Source organism: Novacetimonas maltaceti, assembly GCF_002906255.1.
Lineage (GTDB): Bacteria > Pseudomonadota > Alphaproteobacteria > Acetobacterales > Acetobacteraceae > Novacetimonas > Novacetimonas maltaceti.
In genome coordinates, this window is the sequence record NZ_POTC01000010.1 from 31610 (window position 1) to 55211 (window position 23602).

Annotated in this window: 20 protein-coding genes; 7 read left to right on the plus strand and 13 right to left on the minus strand. The window is 64.8% G+C overall.

Annotated elements, in window-relative coordinates; genetic code table 11:
- Nucleotides 1-136 precede the first annotated feature (136 nt).
- Nucleotides 137-1477 (minus strand): B12-binding domain-containing radical SAM protein, encoded by a 1341-nt coding sequence (locus KMAL_RS05560; RefSeq protein ID WP_110094762.1) that lies wholly within the window; start codon nucleotides 1475-1477, stop codon nucleotides 137-139.
- Nucleotides 1478-2061: 584 nt separating this feature from the next.
- On the opposite strand from KMAL_RS05560, the gene KMAL_RS05565 reads away from it, so the two are divergent.
- Complete coding sequence (locus KMAL_RS05565) at nucleotides 2062-3750, plus strand: SulP family inorganic anion transporter (protein WP_408887897.1); 1689 nt, start codon at nucleotides 2062-2064, stop codon at nucleotides 3748-3750.
- A gap of 194 nt (nucleotides 3751-3944) precedes the next feature.
- Here KMAL_RS05565 and KMAL_RS05570 read toward each other — a convergent pair whose 3' ends face one another.
- Together KMAL_RS05570 and KMAL_RS05575 are read right to left on the minus strand one after the other, a co-directional pair.
- Nucleotides 3945-5210, minus strand: coding sequence for a 3-phosphoshikimate 1-carboxyvinyltransferase (locus KMAL_RS05570; RefSeq protein WP_167400098.1), 1266 nt, complete (start codon nucleotides 5208-5210; stop codon nucleotides 3945-3947).
- 129 nt (nucleotides 5211-5339) lie between these two features.
- On the minus strand, nucleotides 5340-7481 hold the full coding sequence (locus KMAL_RS05575) for an FUSC family protein (RefSeq protein WP_239019971.1): 2142 nt from the start codon (nucleotides 7479-7481) through the stop codon (nucleotides 5340-5342).
- A 280-nt stretch (nucleotides 7482-7761) separates the two neighbouring features.
- Here KMAL_RS05575 and KMAL_RS05580 point away from each other — a divergent pair, with 280 nt between their 5' ends.
- On the plus strand, nucleotides 7762-8193 hold the full coding sequence (locus KMAL_RS05580; RefSeq protein ID WP_110094764.1) for an Rrf2 family transcriptional regulator: 432 nt from the start codon (nucleotides 7762-7764) through the stop codon (nucleotides 8191-8193).
- A 121-nt stretch (nucleotides 8194-8314) separates the two neighbouring features.
- Here KMAL_RS05580 and KMAL_RS05585 read toward each other — a convergent pair whose 3' ends face one another.
- From KMAL_RS05585 to KMAL_RS05595, 3 genes are all read right to left on the minus strand, one after another.
- On the minus strand, nucleotides 8315-9466 hold the full coding sequence (locus tag KMAL_RS05585) for an SMP-30/gluconolactonase/LRE family protein (RefSeq protein ID WP_110094765.1): 1152 nt from the start codon (nucleotides 9464-9466) through the stop codon (nucleotides 8315-8317).
- Nucleotides 9467-9707: 241 nt separating this feature from the next.
- A complete protein-coding gene (locus KMAL_RS05590) occupies nucleotides 9708-10247 on the minus strand; it encodes a DUF1269 domain-containing protein (RefSeq protein ID WP_110094766.1) in 540 nt (179 codons plus the stop codon).
- 175 nt (nucleotides 10248-10422) lie between these two features.
- Nucleotides 10423-10611: a hypothetical protein gene (locus KMAL_RS05595; RefSeq protein WP_110094767.1), complete on the minus strand. Its 189-nt coding sequence runs from the start codon at nucleotides 10609-10611 to the stop codon at nucleotides 10423-10425.
- Nucleotides 10612-11269: 658 nt separating this feature from the next.
- Here KMAL_RS05595 and KMAL_RS05600 point away from each other — a divergent pair.
- On the plus strand, nucleotides 11270-13597 hold the full coding sequence (locus KMAL_RS05600; RefSeq protein WP_408887898.1) for a TonB-dependent siderophore receptor: 2328 nt from the start codon (nucleotides 11270-11272) through the stop codon (nucleotides 13595-13597).
- A gap of 101 nt (nucleotides 13598-13698) precedes the next feature.
- The gene (gene fumC / locus KMAL_RS05605) at nucleotides 13699-15147 is read left to right on the plus strand and encodes a class II fumarate hydratase (protein ID WP_110094769.1); all 1449 of its coding nucleotides are present in this window, start codon (nucleotides 13699-13701) and stop codon (nucleotides 15145-15147) included.
- Nucleotides 15148-15368: 221 nt separating this feature from the next.
- On the opposite strand, the gene KMAL_RS05610 is transcribed toward fumC, so the two are convergent.
- The 4 genes from KMAL_RS05610 to KMAL_RS05625 all read right to left on the minus strand — a co-directional run bounded on the left by KMAL_RS05610 (nucleotide 15369) and on the right by KMAL_RS05625 (nucleotide 18308).
- The gene (locus tag KMAL_RS05610) at nucleotides 15369-16562 is read right to left on the minus strand and encodes an SMP-30/gluconolactonase/LRE family protein (protein ID WP_110094808.1); all 1194 of its coding nucleotides are present in this window, start codon (nucleotides 16560-16562) and stop codon (nucleotides 15369-15371) included.
- 139 nt (nucleotides 16563-16701) lie between these two features.
- Nucleotides 16702-17037 (minus strand): antibiotic biosynthesis monooxygenase family protein, encoded by a 336-nt coding sequence (locus KMAL_RS05615; protein ID WP_110094770.1) that lies wholly within the window; start codon nucleotides 17035-17037, stop codon nucleotides 16702-16704.
- A 43-nt stretch (nucleotides 17038-17080) separates the two neighbouring features.
- Nucleotides 17081-17839, minus strand: a complete 759-nt coding sequence (locus KMAL_RS05620) for an SDR family NAD(P)-dependent oxidoreductase (protein WP_110094771.1) — start codon at nucleotides 17837-17839, stop codon at nucleotides 17081-17083.
- 112 nt (nucleotides 17840-17951) lie between these two features.
- Nucleotides 17952-18308, minus strand: coding sequence for a YidB family protein (locus KMAL_RS05625; RefSeq protein ID WP_110094809.1), 357 nt, complete (start codon nucleotides 18306-18308; stop codon nucleotides 17952-17954).
- A 288-nt stretch (nucleotides 18309-18596) separates the two neighbouring features.
- Here KMAL_RS05625 and KMAL_RS17535 point away from each other — a divergent pair, with 288 nt between their 5' ends.
- Nucleotides 18597-18932, plus strand: coding sequence for a hypothetical protein (locus KMAL_RS17535; RefSeq protein ID WP_239019960.1), 336 nt, complete (start codon nucleotides 18597-18599; stop codon nucleotides 18930-18932).
- Nucleotides 18933-19066: 134 nt separating this feature from the next.
- Here KMAL_RS17535 and KMAL_RS05635 read toward each other — a convergent pair whose 3' ends face one another.
- Nucleotides 19067-19414, minus strand: a complete 348-nt coding sequence (locus KMAL_RS05635; protein ID WP_110094772.1) for a DUF3147 family protein — start codon at nucleotides 19412-19414, stop codon at nucleotides 19067-19069.
- Between the two features lie 102 nt (nucleotides 19415-19516).
- Here KMAL_RS05635 and KMAL_RS05640 point away from each other — a divergent pair, with 102 nt between their 5' ends.
- Nucleotides 19517-21007, plus strand: a complete 1491-nt coding sequence (locus tag KMAL_RS05640; protein ID WP_110094810.1) for a cryptochrome/photolyase family protein — start codon at nucleotides 19517-19519, stop codon at nucleotides 21005-21007.
- A 17-nt stretch (nucleotides 21008-21024) separates the two neighbouring features.
- Here KMAL_RS05640 and KMAL_RS05645 read toward each other — a convergent pair whose 3' ends face one another.
- Together KMAL_RS05645 and KMAL_RS05650 are read right to left on the minus strand one after the other, a co-directional pair.
- A complete protein-coding gene (locus KMAL_RS05645) occupies nucleotides 21025-21918 on the minus strand; it encodes an ion channel (protein ID WP_110094773.1) in 894 nt (297 codons plus the stop codon).
- Nucleotides 21919-21955: 37 nt separating this feature from the next.
- The gene (locus KMAL_RS05650; RefSeq protein WP_110094811.1) at nucleotides 21956-22423 is read right to left on the minus strand and encodes an Lrp/AsnC family transcriptional regulator; all 468 of its coding nucleotides are present in this window, start codon (nucleotides 22421-22423) and stop codon (nucleotides 21956-21958) included.
- 112 nt (nucleotides 22424-22535) lie between these two features.
- Here KMAL_RS05650 and KMAL_RS05655 point away from each other — a divergent pair, with 112 nt between their 5' ends.
- Nucleotides 22536-23492 carry a DMT family transporter gene (locus tag KMAL_RS05655; protein WP_110094774.1) on the plus strand — a complete coding sequence of 319 codons (957 nt, stop codon included), beginning with the start codon at nucleotides 22536-22538 and terminating at the stop codon, nucleotides 23490-23492.
- Nucleotides 23493-23602: the final 110 nt, after the last annotated feature.

Genomic DNA, 23602 nt, shown 5'->3' on the forward strand with positions numbered 1-23602 from the left:
GCGTGAAAGTGGCGGGCATGTGTGGGAAAGGGAGGAGCGTTTTTTGAAAAAACCCCAGATACGTCCGGTCATTCAAAAATAATGCCGCCTTTTTTGAAAAAAGGCGGCATTTGGAAGCTCCTGTTTTTTCGAAACCTCAGTAGATATCGAAATCGTTATTGCCAGTCGACGAAAATGCCATCCGGCGTTCGGACATGTTCAGGATCCACGACGCCATGTCGGACCGCGATTTCGGGAAGGGCAGGCGGTGGAAGATCGAGCGCATGCCATAGAAGGATTTGTACATCCGCTGGATGCGCTGTTCCATCTGTCCGGGCGTGCAGTCGCGCGGCCAGATATGGCAGACCTGCCCCGGCCAGCGGTCGATGTCCTCGGGGTCGATGATGCGCCCGGCCTTGAGCATCTTGTCAAACAGGGCGGTGCCCTTGGTCGGGGTCAGGATGTTGAAATAGGCCGCCGGGACCTTGTGTTCCTCAAGGAAACGCAGGGTGTTGTCATAGACATCGGGGTCCTCGTCATCATAACCGAAGATGAAGTTGAGGGAGTAGCTGATGTCGCGGCGGCGCATGTTGTCGAACATCTCGCCATAGCGGGTGGTCTTGTTCCAGCCCTTCTTCATGTCGGCCAGTGTCTCGGCATCGATGCTTTCAATGCCGATATTGACGTGCATGACGCCACTTTTCTGCGCAAGGTCGAGGAAATCGGTATCGAGGCACAGATTGGACGACCACAGCGTGGACCAGCGGATCTTCAGCGGGACCAGCCCTTCCATCAGTTCCATCGCCCGGCTTTTCTTGCCGCCGAAATTGCTTTCACCGAAGAAGAAGTGCGACCCCTTGTTCTTGATGCGCCGGATCTCGTCAACCATCTGGTTGACCGGCCGCCAGCGGTAGCGCCCGCCAAGGTAGAAGCGTTCGGAGCAGAAATCGCACACGAACGGGCACCCGCGCGAGGACTGTACCGCAAACGTCCTGAACGGGCCGAATTTCTTCAGGTCCAGCAGGTCATAGCGTGGCGGCGGCAGGTTATCGAGTTCCTTGAGCGGCGTCGCACGATAGATTTTCTTCAGCCGCCCGGCCGCCGCATCCTCCAGCATCGTGGTCCAGATCGGCTCCGCCTCGCCCACGCCGACGGCATCGCAATATTCCGCGGCCTCGTCGGCATAGAAGAAGACGTGCGGCCCCCCCATGATGACGGTCACGCCCCGGCGGCGGAATTCGGTGGCGATGTCATAGGCGCGCGGCGAATGCAGCGTCCACGCCGTCAGCGCCACCACATCGACGGGCGCATCGAAATCGATGTCCTCAAGCTGCTCGTCAAGCAGGGTGACCGACCATTCCCGTGGCGTCAGCGCCGCAAGGTACGGCAGCGCGAGGGGAACCATCTGGCGTCGTCGGGTCTTGAAAATCGTCCGGTCCGTCTTGGAACGGTAATGGGAGGGCTGGATGATGAGCAGTTTTGGATGGCTGATGGACATAACAAAATCTATGGCAATGATGGGGGAACGAACGTTTTTTTATGATAATCCTGTTATGAGGCAGGATAGTCAGCGGCCTCGTGCTGTCCAGATTGAATATATCTATATGTTATATATCAACGCCATGGTTTAATCCGCGCAATATACCCATACCGCATACCGGCCTTGTGAAAAACTATAGCCTTGTCGGCGGATTATCGATTCATGGATAAATATAGAGTGAAAAACAATACTTGAATAAATCATAAGAAGATATTTCGCATGACTGAACTTTTTCTGATTTGTGAAATAACATGAAGTGTTATTTTTGATGTTCAGGAAAGTCATGAAGTTGTTCGTTTTCATGCGCACGTTTCAAAAATGAATACCTGATATATCCCGTGCGAATATGTATGTTTATCCATCATGGCGGGCATGCGCGACGCATCGCCGCCTGTCGTGCGGCAACGCGGAACGGTTGGTACGGCACGGTGGCGTGTTGCGTGTATTTTACGATATGGTCGGCGGTCTTTGCCACGATGACGTGGCGCGACCCGGCCCGGCTTTGCCGCCCGGGTGGCTGGATTATGGGCGATATTGGTATCATGGTCATGAAAACAGGTGCCGCACACGGCCCGCGCGCATCCGTGCCGGGGGGATGGCGCGCGCGCATGCGTGACGTCATCGCGGGGATATCGCTGGCGTCGATGAACATCCCGCAGGTGCTGGGCTATACCCGCATTGCCGCCATGCCCGCGGTGACGGGGCTGTATACGGTGCTGCTGCCACTGGTGGCGTTCGCCTGTTTCGGCGCGTCGCGGCATCTGGTGGTCGCGGCCGATTCCGCCACCGCCGCCATCTTTTCCAGCGCGCTGGGCCGCATGGCCCCGCCGGGCAGTCCGCATTACATGGCGCTGGTCAGCATGGTCGCACTGCTCAGCGCGGGATTCCTGCTGGTTGCGCGCCTGTTCCGCCTTGGCTTCCTGGCCGATTTCCTGTCGCGCACCGTGCTGGTGGGGTTCATGGCGGGGGTGGGGATCCAGGTCGCGCTGGCGATGGTGCGCGACATGCTGGGCATCGTGACCACCGCGCACAACCCGCTTTTGCAACTGGTGCAGACGCTGGCGCACCTGCCACATGCCAGCGGGCCGACCATGGTGCTGTCGGCCTGTGTCGTGGGGCTGATCATGGTGGGCGACAGGCTGGCGCCGCGCGCGCCACTTGCGCTGGTGACGGTGGTGGGGTCGATCATCGCCAGCATGGCGTTCGACCTGTCGCGGCATGGGATAGAGACGCTCGGCCCGATCGAAAGCGGCCTGCCGCGCCTGCATTTTCCCGATGTATCATGGAACGACATGCTGGCCCTGCTGCCGGTCGCCACGTCGTGCGTGTTCGTCATCATTGCGCAGAGTGCCGCGACATCGCGCGCATTCGCCCTGCGGTTCCATGACCCGGTGGATGACAATGCGGACATCCTTGGCCTGTGCGCGGCCAATGCGGTGGCGGGGCTGAGCGGGACCTTTACCGTCAATGGCAGCCCGACCCAGACCGCGATGGCCGCGCGGACCGGTGCGCGCACGCAACTGGCGCAACTGACGTTCGCCGCCGTGACGGCGGTGGTGCTGGTATTCCTGACGGGGCCGCTGCGCTACCTGCCGCGCTGTGTGCTGGCCTCCATCGTCTTTACCGTGGCGGTGGGGATGATCGACCTGCGCGCGATCCGCGCCATCCGGCGTGAAAGCCCCGGCGAATGCGGGCTGGCGCTGGTGACGGCGGCGGCGGTGGTCGGCATCGGGGTGGAACAGGGGATCTTCCTTGCCATCGCGCTGTCGCTGTTTCGCCATGTGCGCCACAGTTACGAACCCCACACCATGATCCTGTGCCATGACCCGCATTCCGGCCTGCTGGAACCGCGCGGGGTCGCGGGCGGCGTGCGGACATCGCCGGGACTGGTGGTCTACCGGTTCTGCGCGGACCTGTTCTATGCCAATTCCGCCCGGTTCGTCGCGGATGTGCGCGTGATGGCGGAAGGGGCGTCCGCGCCGCTGTCCTGCCTTGTGGTGGATGCCAGCGCCATTACGGACATTGACTTTTCCGCCGCCAGCGACCTGCGCGACCTGTTTACCGCCCTGCGCGCGCGCGGCGTGACCGTGATCTTCGGGCGGGTCAGTCCCTACCTGCGCGCCGACATGGACCGCCACCGCATCACCCCCGTGGTCGAACCCGCCAACATCCACGCGCAACTCCATACCGCCGTGGCGGCGGCAGAGGCGATCATCCGGCAGGAAAAGTAATGGTTTCCAAAGGGCAATGCCCTTTGGTGGGGGTTCGGGGACAACGCCCCTGAGGAAGTCGGCGTTTGCCCCACCCGGGCTCTGCCCGGACCCGGCAGGGATCGCGATCCCTGCACCCTGATTCATTAAAAGTCATGGTTTGCAAAGGGTAATACCCTTTGCCGGGTTTCAGGGCAGCGCCCTGAGCCTCCGTGTTACCCGCAGGGCTGGATCTTCACGCCCAGCGCCCGCAGCGTATCCCAGTAAGCCGGGAACGTCTTGCCCACGCAGCCGGGATTGAGGATCGAAATCTCCGGGATCTTCAGCGCCGCAAGGGCGAAGGACATGGCGATGCGGTGGTCGTCATAGGTCTCGATTGCCACTTCTTTCGCGGTCTGCGCGGGGTCGGGGCTGGGGAACACCAGCAGGTCGTCGCCTTCTTCGCGTGCGTAGGCGGGATTGATGCGCTGCATCTGGGTTGCCAGCGCATGCGTGCGGTCGCATTCCTTGACGCGCAGGTTCTCGATCCCGACAAAGCGCACAGGTGTTGCGTTGAACATCGCCATGACCGCCAGCGTCGGGATCGCGTCCTGCATCTGCGACCCGTCGATCACGGCAGGCATATGGGGGAAGGACTGGATCACGCGCCACGCGGCGGCATCGGGCTGCGTGAAATCGTCGATGGGAAAGCCGATGTCGATCGCGCCGCCCGACAGGGCCTCGGCCGCCCACAGGTACGTCGCGGCGGAGGCATCGGGTTCGATGCGGAAATCGGTCGCGCTATACCCGCCCGGCGCGACGGTCCATGACGCGTCATCGCCCGCCGTGACGCTGGCGCCAAAGGCACGCATCGCCGCGATGGTCAGCCCGATATAGCCCTGCGCCCCGATATGCGGGCCGGACAGGCTGATGCGCACGGGTTTGCTGCTGCATGCCGCCATCATCAGCAGGGCGGAGACATACTGGCTCGACAGGCTGGCGTCGATTTCCACCGCCCCACCCGACAGCCCGCCGGTGCCATGGATGGTGACGGGGGGGCAGCCGCTTGGCGCGCTGGCGTCGATGCCAAGCGTGCGCAGCGCGTGCACCAGCGGGGCGATGGGGCGGCGCGCCATGTTGGCGTCCCCCCCCACGACCACCGTGCCGCGCACCAGCGCGCTTGCCGCCGTCAGGAACCGCACCGCCGTGCCCGCATTGCCCAGGAACAGCGGGCCATCCGGCGCATGCAGCGTGCCGGATGAATGCACGACGAAGCTGGTGGCATCGGGCTGCTCCACCTCCACGTCCATCTGCCGCAGGGCCTGCGCCATGTACAGGGTGTCGTCGCTTTTCAGCGCGCCGGTCAGCCGCGACGTGCCACGCGCCAGCCCCGCCAGCAGCAGGACACGGTTGGTCACGGATTTCGACCCCGGCAGGACCACGCGCCCCTTCAGCGGGGCGGTCACGGGCTCGATGCTCAGGCAGGGGAGGGGCGCGTTCATGAAAAGTCCGTCTTCCGTCATGATGGGGTGGCATGGCCCGTTTTCGTCCGGATCAGGCGATATCCGTGCTGCGGTCATATCACCGCGCCATGCGTTTTACCAAGGGCCGCCATCATGTTCCCGCCGTGCTCAGGCCCGCGCGCGCGGGTCGGGGCAGGCCGCGCCGGGCGTGAAAAAGACATTCCCCCGGCCCAGTTCGGTGGCGACGATGATCAGCCCGCCCAGCGCGGCACTCAGTGCGATGCGCGTGCCCGTATCGCCGGAGGTCCGTTCCATGCCATGGAGGCGTTCGAACGTGGCGCGGACCTGATGCGCCAGCGCGGCAGGCCCCGTGGCCGCGTGCGACAGGGCGTCGAACAGGGCCGACAGGTCCGCGCGCGCCTTTGCGGGGATGCGCGGATCGCCACGGAAATCGCGCAGGTACAGCAGGTTGCGGCCAATGGTCATGACCGAAAATGCCCCGTGCAGCCACGCATCCGTCAGGCGGTCGCCCCTGTGCCCCATATGCGCGATCAGGTTTTCCATGCCCTGTATGATGCCGCCGATCCAGACATCCTCCTCCATCCGCGCGGGCGTGCGCCCGATGCGGTGCAGGTTGCCCAGCGTGCGGGCACGGAACAGCGCGCAGAACCGCCGCAGGTTGAACGGCAGCACGTAGCGGAAGACCAGAACCCCGAAGCCAAGGCCGCTGAGCAGCGCGAACGTGGTGTTGAACCATTGCAGTTCGTCGATGCGGCTGTGGTTGTCGAGGCCGAGCAGGTAGGGAAAGAAATTGCTGAACGACGCGGCCATCGCCGCCGTCGACGGGTTGCGCGTGGCCAGTCCGCCGATGAACATCGGGATCGCGATGCTGAAGCACAGCATGGGATAGGCCGAGGTCAGCGGCATCACCACGAAGACCGGGACCACGGCGGCCATCGCAGCCCACACCGCGCCATAGAAGAACGCCGCACTGGCCAGCACCGTGTTGCTGAAGGAGGCGAAGCGCGCACACACGACACAGACGAAGGTGACGAACAGCGCGCCCTGCGCCCATGCCGTCGTCTCCCATATCAATGCCGCCGTCAGGACCGCGACGCCCGAACGCAGGCCGTTATGCCATGCGGCATGCCAGTTGTCGGGGCGCGGCAGGCTGAAACGCCCCGGCGTCAGCGCCTTGCGCGGGTCATCGGCAAAGCAGGCGAGGAGGTGGGAAATCTCGTGCAGCAGCAGTTCCATCCCCTGCAGCACGATCCGGTCGCCGGTTGCGGCCTCGATCGCCGCGCTGTCGGTCATGGGGCGCGCGGTCCATGCGATGCCATCCGCGCACCGCCGGGTCAGGTGCGCCATGTCCGCGCGCATCCGTGCAAGTGCGCGCGCATCCCCCAGCGCGTCGGGCAGAAGCCCCAGCAGCGCGATGGTATCGTCAATGACCGCGCCCGCCATGGCGGAATGGCCGGGGATCGCCAGCAGCCTGCTGCGCATGCCCAGGCCCCGCGAGGTCATGCGCGTGACCAGCCCCAGCGTCGCGCGGGCAAAGGCGACGGCGTGCTTTTCACGCCCGACCTCGATCGCGCTGAATTCGATCCGGTCATTGAGCAGCAGCGCGCGCGAAAAGATGCCATGCAGGTCGCCCTCTGGCGGGGGGCGCCCGGCCAGGATGTCGCGCACCGCCATGGCCGCCTGCGTGATGATCTGGCGCAACTGCGTCGTCACGGCCTCACGCGCCTGGGCCGCCACGTTGGGCAGGCACACCATGCCCACCACCATTTCACAGATCACCCCCAGCAGGATGTAGCTGCCGCGCGCCATGGCAAGGGTGAAGACCTGGTCCGCGATGGCCGTCGCGCTCAGTGCCACGATGGCGCAGGTATAGGCCGTCAGCACGAAGGCGTAGCTGCGGAAATTATGCACCAGCGTGCCCAGCGCCGTGCACAGCCCGACCCACAGCGACAGCGCGGGAAAGAACAGCCACGGCGACTGCGGGAAGGCCGCGATCAGCACGATGGCCGAGGCAATGCCCGCCAGCGTGCCGACAATGCGCCAGTGTGCCTTGGAAATGCTCTCGCCGCGCGTGCCCTGCGCCACGATCCATACGGTCATGGGCGCCCATTGCGGTTCACCCAGTTCCATGCCGAATGCGATGGCCAGCGCCAGCAGGGCCGCGATGGTGGTCCGCAGCGAAAAACCCGCCGCCGTCAGGCGTGGCGCGTACAGCCACGCCCCCGGCAGCGCGGTGGTGAAGGGGCGTGCAGGGAGGCGCCACGGGAGGCGCGAAAGGAAGGGCCGCATTTTCACCGATATGACGCGGTCCGGGGCGTTCGTCACGCGAATATTACAAATCTGGCGAAGCAAAATGCACGCTGGCACGCAGGTGCGTGCATCTGCCTCAATCCTGCCCCGTTATCGCCGTAAAGTCCCGTTCCATGGAGTGGCAGGCAGGCGCGCGGACAGGCCGTCAGGGTTATAAGAGACTGGTCTAATGTGTTGTCTGTTTGCAGATTTTATATAAAAGTGAAACTGGCGCCGTTGCGTCGCAGGACCCGTCATTGCGTGCGAGATGCAAAACTAGATGCAGCTTTCCCTACATATAGACCATGCAGTGAAATTCCTTATCTGCATGACGCGACATTCCAGCGCGCCGGCCTATGCTCAGGACATCTCGGGCCGGTGTGGCCTGTCGGAGCAGGAAGCGGCGGGTGTCCTGCATGACCTGGATCGCTGCGGCCTGATCGAACGCTGTGCCGGGGACGGGCTGCTGCGCCTGCGCAAGGACCCCGCGCGGGTGCGTGTCGGTGATATCGTCCGCTGTATCGAGGCCGCGCGCCCCGCCGCCCGGCAACCGGGTGCCTTTGCGCAGATGTTCGACATGGCGCATGCCGCCTTCATGGAGGCGCTGAACGACTATTCCCTGTCGGACATTGCCCGCCTGTCTGGCGGGGAGGCCGGAACTTCCGGCTTTGCCAAGGGCGTGCATGGCGTCTCCGTCATGGTGCCGGGATAATCCGCGCCATCCGGTAAAGAACGGAAGTTTCCGGTGAAGCTTTTTCAGAAGCTTCGAAGGGCATCCCATTCTTGAAAAAAGACGCCCCCAGATACTTTCATCCCTTGTCCTGCGGCGCGCCCTATCGCACGGGCCTGAGATGCAGGTCCATGCGATAGATCGCAACCGGCAGGTTGAGGTGCGATCTGCCGTCGCGTTCGAACGTGGCCGTGCGGTTCAGCTGCACGGCGGGAATCCATAACGCGCCATCATGGGCGATCCACATGGCATCGGCCCAGACCAGCCGCCTGTCCGCCACCAGTGTCGTGGCCCTGCCTTCCGGCGTGATGCGCAGGATCCGCAACAGGTTGGTATCCGAAACATACAGGTTGCCATCCCCGTCAATGGCCGTCCCGCCGGTGGTGGGGGTGTCGTGGAACAGGCGCACCTGTTGCTCCAGCGCGGCGGGCGACAGGGTCGCATCCTCCAGTGCTGCAGTGGGGACAACCCACATCGGGCCGGAACTGGGCTGGAAATACAGCTTCGTCCCGTCGGGGGAGACCTCCAGCTGGTCGGTGTGGACGCGCGCGGGCCTGCCGTTGCTGACCAGCAGTTGCCCTTCGGCGTACATCGGGCGTTCGTCGGTGGTGGAGCGCGCATGCTCCAGCACCCGCCGCTGTCGCCCGGTCTTCATGTCCACCACCACCAGCCCCGGATCGCCCGCATCCGTCAGGAACAGGGTGGAGCCGTGGAAGCGCAGGTCGTCGATATAGGTATGGGGCGTGCTGGCGTCGGCCAGGCTGATGGTGCGGGTGACCTGCCCGGTGGCGATGTCGATGACCACCAGCTTTGCCTTCGCCCCCGTGGGGGGATTGGGCGCGCCGCCGACATTGGCCTCCCCTGAATCCACGACCCACAGCTTCCCGTCCGGGCCGAAGCGGATTGCGTTGACGCGCACGAATGCGTGGTCGTTGTCATGCGTCGTATCCCAACTGTTCCATTTCGCGTCAGGATAGGGGCGGGCCGTGCCATCGGGGGCCAGTTCGGCCACCGTCGGCCCCGGCGTGTCGCCCCCGCCCCAGTAGGGGAAGGACACGAACACCCGCCCGTCATCGGACACGGCCACGGCGTTCATCACCCGCCGGGAGGTATAGGCGACCTTCAGCGCGGGGGATTCGGTGCGTGTCGGGGTGGCGGCAGCGGCCTGCGCCACGCCACCGCCCAGGCATAGTGCGAGGCCCAGCAGCGCGGGCAGGTGGCAACGGCCGGCGGGGCGGGAACGGAACAGGCGCATGCGGCATCCTCGGGCGGTGATGGGAAGACATCCTATCATCCCGTGGCCGGTCCGCTCATCAACGATCCGTGCGCCCGTCGTCATGGCTCCCAAAGGGCAATGCCCTTTGGTGAGGGCGGGGGCAAAGCCCCTGAATGGCATGCACACCATGCCAGATGCGCGGAAACGGTAAAAAGAATGCCGCCCTTTTAAAAAAGGCGGCACCCGAAAACTCTTATTCAATATGTGACAAAGGCAGGGATCAGGCTGCCGGCGTGGCCTTCGCCGCGACTTCGCCAAGGGCCGCGCGCAGCTTTTCCTCATCGGCGGGCGACAGCGAGGTCTGCAGCACGCGGGCATGGCCCTTGAACTGCTTCAGGTCCGCCAGGACCTTCTCGGGCTGCGACTTGCGCACCAGGATGAACAGGGCGGAGGTGTTGACGGGGATCGTCGCCCCCAGCGACTTGATGAACTTGTCATCAATGCCGTAATCGCTCATGGAGCCAGCCAGCGCGCCCGCGCCAGCGCCCACGACGCTGCCCGCGACGAACCCGGCCAGCGGGTTGAGGAACAGCAGGCCCACCAGCGCGCCCCAGAACCCGCCGGAGAACAGGCCATAGGACGCGCCGACCTTCTCCAGGTTCACGCTCTGCTGCAGGTGGATCTTGCCTGCCGCGTCACGCACGACGACGACCGCGTCCTCCAGGTCGAGCAGGTATTCCTTTTCCAGCGCCTTGCATTCCGTCAGGGCGGCAGTGGCTTCGTCGATCGCGTCGAAACCGATGACAATCAGGTCGGACATTTATGTTTCCTCGTCAGCTTTGGTCATGGGACCAGCATACAGGGCACCCACTGGGTGCGATGTTGTAACACTACTGTATTCCCTCAAGGTTCCGTGACATTTTTCAGAATGGGAGCCCCCATGCCAGCGCAGGTCTGTCCCCCCTTGCGCCGGGGGCGGGGCCAGCAGGGCGCACTTACTGCGGCAGCCCGCGGTCATACCCGCCGCCTGCGGTGCCGCCGCGTTGCGTGGATTGCGCGCCAGATGCGGTCAGGGGTGATGCGGATGGCCCGTCACGGCGCGTGGCGAGGCGCGGGTCCGGCCCCATGCAGCAGGCCATCGCGAGGAGGCAGGGCAGGCAGAGCAGGAGGCGCGGCACGGCCATTGCGGTTCCCCCGATGGTCCCGCCCCGGCGCAGCAAGCCCGGGGGGCGGGAAGTTCGGCGCTGGTGATTTCGTGTCTTCGTGCGTCACACGGCATGACATGCACGCCTCCAACGCCACGCCCCGTGGCGGGGTTGCGTCGCGTGTCGTGGCGATCGGGCATCGTGGTGGCCGGGCGGGTATGTAAATAATTTTCATTCGCAATGTAATGACAGTAACGCCATGCGTGTCGTCATGGTGGCCTCGCGCATGCTGATGTCATGTGCATGTTACCGTGCGTGCTATTTCGTGCAGGAATCGCCCTATATTGTCTATATACGGACAAATATAGTCATCGTGAAAGTCACGGGCGATATACATTCCATAAAATTATGTGTCTTTACTGCAACAGGTAATGCCCGCGCCACCGTGCCTATGTAATCCCGAACAATAGAAAGAAACGTTTGGTGCAGCTATGAAATTTATTTTCATGGCAGGCGGTGGCGGCCGGGAAGGTTCGTAAAAAAATGCCGTGCATATTCAAACGAATATAGACATGCCGTAATCACGATTATATACGCCGGGATATCTTTCATCACAATTCTTTCAGAAGGTAGCTGCATGCGCACGGTCAAGAGGACGGCGATTTATGTTGTGTCGGCAGGTCTGGGCCTGACGCCCATGGGCCTGTCGGGCGTTGCCGCCACCGTTGCGCAGCCCGCGTCCAAGGGGCCGTCCACGACGGGCCAGGCCACCACCACGCAGGGCACTGTCGCAGCAGCGTCGTCCGCACCGGGGGGGGCTTCGCAGGCCGCACCGGGGCAGGAGGCCGTGGCCTCCACCGCCGTCGGTTCCGCCAATGCGGAGGACATGACCGTCATCGGCCATCGCCGCATGGCGTCGGGCGCCGCCGCGGATTACAACAAGAAGACGGCCAACCTCGGCCCGCTGGGCACGCGGCGCACGCTTGACACGCCGATGTCGATCATGACCGTCCCGCACGACGTGATCGTCAACCAGCAGGCGCGTAACGTCAATGACCTGATGCAGTACATGCCCTCGGTCCAGCTGGAAACCCGCGCCGACCCCGGCACCAGCCGCCCGCAGTCGCGCGGGTTCGAGGCGGACGTCATCTCCAACAGCCGCATTGACGGGCTGAACGCCTTTACCGTCACCCCGTATGCGGCGGAGCAGTTCGACAACGTGCAGGTCCTCAACGGGCTGGCGGGTGCGTTGTACGGGCCGCAGAACCCGGCGGGCACGTTCGAATACGGGCTGAAGCGCCCGACGGATGAGCGGATCAACCGCCTTGCGGTGGGCGTGGATTCCATCGGCACGCTGATGGAAAATGTCGATTCCTCCGGCCGTGTCGGCAAGCATGGCTGGCTGGGCTACCGCATCAACCTGCTGCATGGCGACGGCACGTCGTACGTGCAGGACAGCTGGGTGCGCCGCAACCTCGTCAGTGCGGATTTCGACATCCATATCGACCACAACACGGTGCTCGAACTCGACGCCAGCCACTACACGTTCGATGAACGTGGCATGCCCGCGGGCATCAACCTCGGTGGCTACCGCCTGCCCACGGCCCCGGATCTGGGCAAGCCGCACATGGGGCAGGACAATGCGGGCTTCAATTCCGAAAACAACGTGTTCCTGGCCAAGCTGAAGCACCGGATCAACGATAACTGGAGCTTCGTCATCGGCGGGCTGTACCAGGATTCCGGCCGTCAGGTGTTCGAGGCTGCAGATACCCTGATCGACAACAAGGGCGATTACAAGCAGGCCATGTCGGCGGCCACCACGGTCAATGACTTCAAGGTCGGCAGTAACATGGCCTACATCAACGGGCGCGTGCATACCGGCTTCGTCACGCATGACCTCGTGATCGGCACCAACGGCTACATGGAAGGCGGCTACAACCCGCTGAGCGGGCAGAGCTATACGGACATCAAGTCCGCCTCGCTCTACAACCCGGTGGGGCGCAACGTCCCGCAGCCCTATTACCACGGCAAGTATGAATCGCAGTATGTGCGTTACCAGTCGATGATCCTGGGCGACACGGTGCATTTCAACCGCCACTGGTCGGCAAGCGGCACGCTGGCGTGGAGCTGGCTGGATCAGGAATCCACCGGCACGATCGCGGGCAAGCCGACGACATCGATCATCGATGGCTATACCGTCACGACCACGCATCTGTCCAAGGGCGCGACCAAGCATGCGCCTGATGTCGATGCGGCGTTCAGCCCGATGGCAAGCCTGGTGTACAAGCCCACCGACAACCAGACGGCCTACTTCACCTATGGCCGTTCGCTGCAGGCGGGGTCCTCCGTCTCGGCCGGTGCGCTGAATGACAACGAATATACCGCGCCCGTCCGTAGCGAGGAATTCGAGGTCGGGTACAAGTACATGTACCGCGCCATGCAGTTCAACATCGCGGGTTTCCGCGCGACGCGCAGCTATTCCTTCATCGATCCCAAGACCGACATCTATGGCAATTACGGCACGCAGCGTAACTATGGTGTCGAATTCCAGGCGATGGGCCACATCACGCCGCGCCTGTCGGTCATCGGCGGCATGACATGGATCGATGCGCAGGTGCTCAACACCGGGAAGGCCGCGACCTCCAACAAGCAGGCGGTGGGCGTCGCCCCGCTGCAGGCCAACGTGCTGCTGGACTACCGTGTTCCCTTTGCGCAGGGCTTTGCGCTCAATGGACTCGCGGTCAATGCCAACGTCCATTACACGGGCCGCCGCGCGGCGGATGTCTACAACTCCACCTTTGCCGGGTCGTATGTGACGCTGGACATGGGCGTGCGCTATCCGTTCCGTGCGGGCAAGCATCCGTGGATGGCGCGTTTCGGCGTGACCAATGTTGCCAACGAACGGTACTGGTCGTCGGTCTATAACGGCACGGCCGAAGGCACGTCGGTCACCGCCGCAGGCACCAGCGCCGCGTATGCCGGCATGCCGCGGGCCTATCACTTCACGCTGGAAGCGGATTTCTGATCCGCCGTTTTTCCCCACGCACCGGCTTGTGATGGTGCGTGGGGGCGTATCGGGCGGCGTGCGTTCCCATATTTCCTGAAAACCACAGGAAGGAACGCCCCATGACCCAGCCGCCGAAACTGATCGACTGTCCCATCGGCATCAAGGCCACCGGCCTGCGTCGCGAACGTGATTCGATGGGCGACATCGACGTTCCCGCCGACCATTACTGGGGTGCGCAGACGCAGCGCAGCCTTGTGCATTTCTCCATCGGCCGCGACCACATGCCGATCGAGGTCTGCCATGCCTATGGCATCGTAAAGAAGGCGGCCGCCCTGGTGAACGCCGCCGATGGCCGCCTGCCCCGATGGAAGGCCGACGCCATCTGCCGTGCCGCCGACGAAGTGGCAGGCGGCGCGCTGGATTCCGAATTCCCCCTGTTCGTCTGGCAGACGGGATCGGGCACGCAGACCAACATGAACGTCAACGAGGTGATCGCCAACCGCGCGATCCAGCTTCTGGGGGGCGTGCTGGGGTCCAAGACCCCGGTCCATCCCAATGATGACGTGAACATGGGACAGTCGAGCAACGATTCCTTTCCCACCGCCATGCATGTCGCGACCCTGCTGGAACTTGACGACCGGTTGATGCCGCGCGTGGAGGAACTGATTGCCGCCCTGCGCGCCAAGGCGGAGGAATGGCATGACGTGGTCAAGATCGGGCGCACACACCTGCAGGATGCGGTGCCGCTGACGGTGGGACAGGAATGGTCCGGCTGGGCGTGCCAGTTGGAGGATGCGCTGGATGCGGTCAAGGCCGCGCGTGGCGGCGTGCTGCAACTGGCGGCCGGCGGGACGGCGGTGGGCACGGGCCTGAACGCGCCGCCGGGTTTCAGCCGTGCGATCGCGCAGCAGATCGCGGCCCTGACGGGGCGGGCGTTCGTCACCGCGCCCAACAAGTTCGCGGCCCTTGGCGGGCTGGACGCGATGGTGCGTGTTTCCGCCGCGCTGCGCGGGGTTGCCGTGGCGCTGATGAAGATCGCCAACGACATGCGCTGGCTTGGCTCCGGCCCGCGCTGTGGGCTGGGGGAACTGCACCTGCCCGAAAACGAACCCGGTTCCTCCATCATGCCCGGCAAGGTCAACCCGACCCAGTGCGAGGCGATGGTGATGATCTGCACGCAGGTCATGGGCAATGACGCCACCGTTGCCTTCGCCGGCAGCCAGGGGCAGCTTGACCTGAACGTGATGCGTCCGGTGATCGTGGCCAATGTGATCCACGCGATCCGCATCCTTGCTGACGGGTGCCACAATTTCCGCGTCTTCTCGGTGGAGGGGACACGCCTGAACCTCAAGCGCATCCGGCAGTATGTCGAAGGGTCGGTCATGCTGGTGACCGCGCTGAGTCCCGAAATCGGCTACGACAACGCCTCCGCCATCGCGCACCGGGCGATGGAACAGGACATCACCCTGCGCGAAGCTGCGCTGGCGTCGGGGCTGGTGGATGGGGCGACGTTCGATCGCCTGGTCAACCCGATGGCGATGGTCGGGCATGGGGTTGGCGGGGCGTAGGGTAAGGAAGGGCAGGGGGCTTTGCCCCCACACCCCCACCAAAGGGCATTGCCCTTTGGAAACCAGGACTTTTAACGAATCAGGATGCAGGGATCGAGATCCCTGCCGGGTCCGGGCAGCGCCCGGATGGGTCAAACGACGATGGCCTCGGGGGCTTTGCCCCCGAACCCCCACCAAAGGGTATTACCCTTTGGAAACCACGACTTTTAACGGATCGGGGGTCAGGACAGGCCCGCGCCCTGTGTATTGACCACCAGCGTGAACAGCGCATCGGCGGCGCACATGAACAGGGTGTCGCGCTTTGGCCCGCCAAAGGTCAGGTTCGACACCCCGCGTGGCAGCCGCAGCCGCCCGATCATGCGCCCGGCGGGGCTGTAGACCACGACGCCGCACAGGCCGAGCGGGCCGCCCGCGCCGCACCACAGGTTGCCGAAGATATCCGCGCGCATGCCATCCGGCCCCAACTGGTGCCCGTCAAGCATCATGTCAGCGAACACGCGGCCATTGCGCACGTCCCCGTCCTTCAGGTCATAGGCATGGATGCGCTGGTCCCCGCCGGGGCCGTCCTGTCCCGGTCCCGCGCCACTGGAAATCACGTAAAGGATGGTGCCATCAGGGGAGAAGCACAGCCCGTTCGGCCCCGCAAGCTGCTGCTGTGTCAGGACGGCGCGCAGTTCGCCGGTATGCGGGTCGATGCGAAAGACATGGTCGTCCTGCCGCGCATGGCCCGCGAACTGGGCCACGACCTCCCCGTCCTCGGTCCAGCGTTCGCGGCCCATGCGGTTGGCACGTCCCCCCGGCGCGTCGGGATGACCTTCGACGATGGTGTCGCCATATCCGGGATCGGTGAACCAGATGCCGCCATCGGGATGGACCACCACGTCGTTGGGGGAATTGAGCGGCGCGCCCTGGTACCGGTCCGCCAGCACGCTGCACGACCCGTCATGTTCCCAGCGCACGACCCGGCGCATGCCGTGTTCGCAACTGATCAGGCGGCCTTCGGCATCGAACGTGTTGCCGTTGCTGTTGTAGGAACTGGCGCGAAAGACCGAAACCGTCCCCGTCTCCCAAAGGTAGCGGTACTGCTGTGCGCGGATCGTGTCGCTCAGCAGCAGGAAACGCCCCTGCGTGCTCCATGCCGGGCCTTCCAGCCAGTCGCCGCCACGCCATGCCAGACGGATGTTGGCATTGCCGTAGACAAGGTTGGAAAATGACGGGTCGAGCGCAATGATGTCCGGGTCCGGCAGGTAGGGGGCCGGGGCCTGCGGGCCCCACTGTCGCGGCGGGTTGCTGACGACGCTGGGCGGTTGCGCCAGCGGCGCGGGCGCGGCGGCCCGTGCGCGTGTCCCCATCAGTCCCGCCGCCGTCACCCCGCCAAGGAGGAGGCTGCGGCGTGACAGGGCGGCTGGGGACATGGCGATGGGTTCCTGTAATCCGGGGAAGGGCCGGCGGAACCCGTGGCCCCGCGCACACCGATCATAGGTGATGCGCGCGGGCATGGAAACGTGACATTCCCCGCACCGCGCGCAAACGTGACAGGTGGGGCCGGTGGTCTCAGCCCTCGCTGTCGGGCATGCGCGCGATGATGTTCTGCACCACGTCGAATCCCTCGAACACGGGCGGGCCGATCATCAGCGGCTTTTTCGTGCCCGCGCTGGCATGGGCGGCACGGAATTCGTCCGACCGGGTCCAGTTTTCAAACGCGACGCGCGACTGCCAGACCGTGTGGGAGGCATACAGGATATGGTCATCGTGACGCGGGCCGGCCAGCAACTGGAAGCTGATGAAGCCGGGCACGGTATGCAGGTGGACTTCGCGCCCCAGCCAGCGTTCGCGAAAGGCGTCCTCGTTTTCGGGGGGAATGCGGAAGCGGTTCATGGCAATATACATGCGCTGCTATCTCCTTGGGATGGCTGCAATGGGCGGCAGTGTATCAGCGTCCGCCCGAAACTGTCATGATGCTGCCGGTCATGTACGAAGACGCGGGGGATATCAGGAACAGCACCGCCTGTGCGATTTCGTCGGGGTGGCCGGTGCGCCCCATCGGCACGACCTTGTCCACCAGGGCCTCGGTTTCCGGGGGGACCATGTCGGTTGCCGTCAGGCCGGGGGCGACGGCGTTGACGCGCACGCCCTCGCGCGCGACCTCGTTGGCCAGCCCGCGGGTGAAGGTCTCGATCGCGGCCTTGGTCGCGGCATAGGGCACCAGCCCCGGCAATCCGCCCAGGCGCGCCGCGACCGACGACAGGTTGACGATGCTGCCGCCCTGCCCGCCATGGCGCGTGGACAGGCGGCGCACGGCCTCGGCCGCCGCCAGCATGCTGCCGCGCACGTTGATGTCGAACAGGGCGTCGAGCGTCTCAGCCGTCTGTTCATCCACGCGGACCTTCGTCCCCGTGACGCCCGCATTGTTGACCAGTCCGCCCAGCGGGCCGAGTTCGCGCGTCGCGCGGTCGAACAGGGTGGTGATCTGCGCCGGGTCGGCCACGTTCGCGGCAATCGCCACCGCATGGCCGCCCTGTGCGCGGATGCTGTCCGCCAGTTCCTCCGCCGGGGCGGCGGTGTGGCTGTAATTGATCGCCACGGGATAGCCATGGGCCGCCAGCAGGCGGCAGATCGCATGGCCGATGCCACGGCTGCCGCCTGTTACGATGATGGCCCTCTTGTCGTGTTGGGTGTCGGTGGTGGTCATGCGTCTCTCCCGTATGCGTCGGTCTGTCGTGTGACGCATACGGTCGCGTCAATGACCCCGCCGCGCAAGGGGGCTGGCTGCATCCCACCTGCCCCCATTTCCGCCCGTGGCGTCAGCCATCCAGCCGCGACATGTGGGGCAGCAGGTCCGCCAGCCCCGCGACGGTCGCCGCGTGTGACAGTCCCGTCTGGCGGGAGAAACGGTCGATCACGTCGGCGGGCAGCAGTTCTGTCACGACATCCGCCTGCGTCGGCGTGGGGGAGGGGGCGGCCTCCCACTGCCGGACCGTCGGCTCCAGCCCCGCGTTGCGGGCGCGTTCATGCAGGGTGCGGCGCCCGGTGCTGTTGCGTTCGCCCATATATTCGATCATCGCGCTCATCAGGCCGGACTTGTCCGTCCGTGCGCCCGTCAGGACGTCCGCAACCTTGCCTGCCGCATGTCCCAGCTGCGTGGTGGTTTCGTTGGCCATGGTGCCGTTCCTTTCGGTGTTTGTTGCGGTGTGAATTGCCAACGCAGGCAGGCGGCCATCCGTATCATCACAGATAAATGATGGTATCTTGTGGATTTCTACGTAATAATCAGGAAACTTTTTGACACGTTCCGCGTTGGACACAGGCCCCGTCGCGCCCCGGATGGCGGTCCGGCCCATATGATGCGCCGTATCGCGCCGCCTGTCGTGCACAGGCCCCCCATCGCGCATGCCCCATTTTCAGGTCCGTCTGCCACGGCCCGTTGTTTTTTCAAGGAGGATCAAGACATGCTGCGTCATCATGAAACCGGACATCACGACCTGCGCATCATGGCGTGCGCACTCGTCACGATGTTCTGGGGCATGACGCAGGCCCTGCCCGCCCACGCCGCCGCGCGGGAGGACCAGGCATCAGCGTGCAAGAAGGATGTCTTCCGGCTGTGTTTCATGGACATTCCCAACGAGCAGTTGATGGAGGAATGTCTTGAAAGCAAGCTCGACCAGCTTTCTCCCGGCTGTCGCGCCATGTTTGAGGAACCCGACAGCACGCCCCCGGCGGCCCCCGCCAGGCAGGATGTGCAGGCCACGGCGCCGGAGCATGCCTCCCCGCCCGCGTCGCCCTGACGGGGCAGGGGCTGCCCGCGAAAATACCTGATGGAATTTGCGGAAGTTTCCGGTGAAGCGTTTTTCAGGAGGCTTCGGGAGGACGCGCCGGATGCCTGAAAAAAGACGCCACCCGCAAACGTCCGCGATCCGGTCTACAGGTTTACGCCCATGCGCGCCGCACACCATGTCACCCCCATATAGAGCACGGCGGTCAGCACGCATCCCATGAGCAGCGCGGGATAGAAGCCAACCCCATGGCGCATCAGGTACGGGATCAGCAGGAACATCGGCAGTGACGGGATGACATACCAGAATGTCGCCTCCACATGGGTTTCCATGCGGACCGGGTCCCTTGTCTCCGCCCACAGCCACAGCATCCCGAACACCGAGATCAGCGGCAGGGAGGCGACCAGCGCGCCAAGGGCGGGATAACGCCGCGCAATGGTGGAGACGAGGGCAATGATCAGCCCCGACAGGATCGTCTTGAACAGGAAGAACATCGAAGGTGCGCCGGTCATCCAGAAAGGTGGGCAGGTTTCACTTGCAACGGTTCGCAAGGGTATAGCACACCGGCAGGCCCTGCCATCACTGCCGGAATGGACATGCCCCGATCATCCCCGCCCCCTTCTTCCGCCGAGCCATCCCCAACGCCGGCCCCGGTCATCGTCTGGTTTCGTGACGACCTGCGACTGGCGGACAACCCGGCCCTGTCGCATGCGGTGGCATCGGGGCGGCCGGTGCTGTGCCTGTTCGTGCATGACCCGCAACAGGCCTTCGCCCGTGCGCTGGGCGGGGCGGTGCGGTGGTGGCTCGACGGGGGCCTGCGCGCGCTGCATGCGGACCTTGCGCGGGTGGGGGCGGGACTGCATGTGGCATGCGGCGATGCCGCCACGCTGGTGCCCCGGCTTGTGGCGCAGGCAGGGGCGGCGGAAATCGTGTGGAACCGCCGCTATGATCCCGCTGGCCGTGAAACCGACACCGCCATAAAGGCCGCCGTGAAGGAAGCGGGCGTGGCCGCCCACAGCTTTGCGGCCGGCGTGCTGCATGAACCATGGACGGTACGCACCCGCACGGGCGATGCGTTCCGGGTCTATACCGCGTGGTGGCGCGCCGCACGCGCCATGGGCGATCCCCTGCCGCCGCTGCCCGCGCCCGCACATGTCCCCCCGGCGGCGCGTCCCGCCGCATGGGCGGAGCCTTGCGTGGGGATCGACGCGCTTGGCCTGCGTCCCGTGGCCCCCGACTGGGCCGGGGGGCTGCGCGCGGCATGGCGCCCGGGAGAGGAAGCGGCACGCGAACGCCTGCGTGATTTTGTCGTGGGCGGGCTTGCGGGATATGCCGATGCGCGCGACCGGCCGGACCTGCCCGCGACATCGCGCCTGTCGCCGGACCTGCGGTTTGGCCATGTCTCCCCCCGGCAGGTCTGGCACGAAGCCGTCATGGCCGTGCGCGGGACCGCCGGGCAGGGCGCGGGTGAAAAGGACCTGGAGAAATTCCTGTCGGAACTGGGGTGGCGGGATTTTGCGGTGTCCCTGCTTTATGCGCAGCCCGAACTGGTCTCAGCCAATTTCCGCACCGAATTCGATGCGATGCCGTGGCGCGATGACGCGCGTGACCTGCGGGCGTGGCAGCAGGGGCGCACGGGCTATCCCATCGTCGATGCGGGCATGCGGCAGTTGTGGCAGACCGGCTGGATGCACAACCGGGTGCGGATGATCGTGGCGTCGTTCCTGACGAAACACCTGCTGATGGACTGGCGCGTGGGGGAGGCATGGTTCCGCGACACGCTGGTGGATGCGGATATCGCAAGCAATGTCGCCAACTGGCAGTGGGTTGCGGGGTGCGGGGTGGATGCCGCCCCCTATTTCCGCGTGTTCAACCCCGTGCTGCAGGCGCAGAAGTTCGATCCCGACGGGGCCTATGTGCGCAGATGGGTGCCCGAACTTGCCCGACTGCCCACGTCATGCGTCCATGCCCCATGGACCTGTGACCCCGCGATCCGCGGGCGCGTGGCCTATCCCGCGCCCATCGTGGACCTGCAGGGGGGCCGCGCGCGGGCGCTTGCGGCGTGGAAAGGGCTGTCAGGCGCGTAACAGGCGCATGGCGGGGATCAGGCGCATTTTTCAAGGTCGTCGAAGCGCGTGTAATCGACCGTGATGCTGCCATCGGGGTTGGTGTTGATGATGTCCACGAAATGGTGGTCATACAGCATCCGGTCGAACCCGTAGGCCGTGCGGGCGAACACCGACTGTCCGGAGGCCTCGTCCGTGCCGGTGATCGTGACGATGATCTCCGCCTCCTCCGCGCGCAGCATCTCCAGTGTGACGCCATGCAGGGGGCTGGCTGCGTCAATCACATGCACCGGCAGGCACGCAAAGCGCAGGACCGGGATGTGCGACTGCCGCAGGGGCAGGGAATCGAACTCCCGCGTGACATGGCCGTCGGGTTGCGGGATCAGGCGGGCAAGCGAGAATTCGATGTCCGCGCTCAGGATCGGGCTGCGGCGGCAGTTGGCGACACGCACGTCAAGGTGCGGTGTCGTGTTGTCGTTGATGATGACGGCGCGCTTGCTGAACATGATGCGCGCGCGCGGGCGCGAAAACCGCGCGAAGACAAGGCCCGTCGCCACGGCGTTGATCATCATGCCGCCCAGGACCTCTGTCGTCGCCAGCAGGTTCGCCGTGCGGCCGACCGGGGCCATGACGCCATATCCCACGGTCGAGAGGGTCTGGACGCTGAAGAAGAAATAATCGAGGAAATCGCCGCCCCGCGCGCCCGAAACCTGCGACCCCACCGCCATGTAGGCCAGCGCGAAGACCACGTTGATCCCGACATAGAACGCGATGGACCAGTACAGGAACCTGCTCCACCGCGCCGTCAGCGCATGGTGGTAGAAATCGGACCAGAACCGGTCCGCCTGTCCCACCCGCACGATGGTGTCATGGCCCCTGTCCTCCAGCACATGGGGATGGCGCGTGGCGGCGGCAGTCCAGACGGCCCGCATGCCTGGGTCCCATGCAAATCCCGCGTGACGGGTACGGCTACAGCGGCACGCCGGTCCCGGTCTTCACACGGTCCAGCACGACCATGGTGTGATAGGAACGCACAAGTTCGTTGTCCGCCAGCAGGCGCGCGGTCCGCTGTTCATAATCCTCCATCGACGGGACCAGCAGGATCAGGATGAACCCCGCCGTCCCGGTGACGCAGTAACATTGCTGCACCTCCGGGGCATCGCGGAAGAAGGCCTTGATGGCCGACACCGTGGCCGAACGGTCATCCGTCAGCGTGACATTCACCAGCACGGTGATGGGAAAGCCCACGGCGGCCTGGTCCACGATGGCGACCGTGCGGCGGATGATGCCCTCCTTCTGCATGCGTGCGATCCGGCGCTGCACGGCGGGGGGCGACAGGTTGACCCGCCGCGCGATTTCGCGCTGCGGCCGGCCTGCGTCCTCCTGCAGCAGGCGCACGATGGCCAGGTCATGCGGGTCCAGCCTGTGAGTGGACATTGCGCGTTCCTTCGGTTTCATGAGCGAAAATTGCACATCCTTTCCCAAAAAAGAGCACATTCCCCGGCATTCTCAAGTTATTTCCTTATGGTTACGAACTGTAAGGTACGCCATGGGCAACGAACGCAGACCCGTTGACGCGCAGGCCACGGCCATCATGGTCATGATGTGCGCGATCTGGGGCACGCAGCAGGTCATCATCAAACTGGCGGCGGCATCGATGGCGCCGCTGCTGCAGGTGGGGGTGCGTTCGGGCATCTCGGCGGTACTGGTCGCGCTGGTGGTGCTGTACCGGCGCGACCATGGGGCGCTGGCGCGGTGGACGCTGCGCGGTGGTGTCCTGGCGGGGCTGCTGTTCGGGACGGAGTTCGTGCTGGTGGGGGAGGGGCTGCGCCTGACCACGGCGTCGCATATCGCGATCTTCCTCTATACCGCGCCGATCTTCGCGGCGTTCGGCCTTGGGCTGTGCCTGCCGGAAGAACGGCTTGCCCCGCTGCAATGGTGCGGCATCGGGCTGGCCTTTGCCGGGGTGGTGGCGTCCTTTGCCGGGCGTGGGCCGGCGCCTGCGGGCAGCATGGCGTGGCTGGGTGACCTGCTGGGGGTTGCGGCGGGCGCGGCCAGTGGCGCGACCACGACGGTCGTGCGGGTGTCCGCCCTGTCGCGCGCGCCGGCGTCAGTGACGCTGCTGTACCAACTGCTGGGCGGATTCGTGCTGGCCGGCGGCGCGGCGGTGATGATGGGCGAGGTCCGGGTCACATGGACGCCCATGCTGGTGACGGGACTGCTGTACCAGAGCGTGGTCGTCTCCTTCGCCAGCTATCTGGCGTGGTTCGCCCTGCTGCGGGTCTATCTTGCCTCCCGCCTTGGGGTGATTTCCTTCATGGCGCCGGTGTTCGGGACGGTGTTCGGCGTGACGGTGCTGGGTGAACGGCTGGATACCGCCTTCATCTGTGGCGCGGCGATGATCCTGGGGGGAATCGTGCTGGTCAGCGCCGAAGACCTGCTGCGTGGTGGCCGCAGGGCGCGGGCCATCCCGGACGAGGGCTGCATCACCGGGAACGGGACGTGACGGGTATTGATGTACCTCAAAGTACACTTTCCCGGAAAGCTGTACCTGAAAAGTGGTTTCAGGCATGGCGCTGATAAACGGATAAAAGTTTTTGGGTGCCGCCTTTTTCC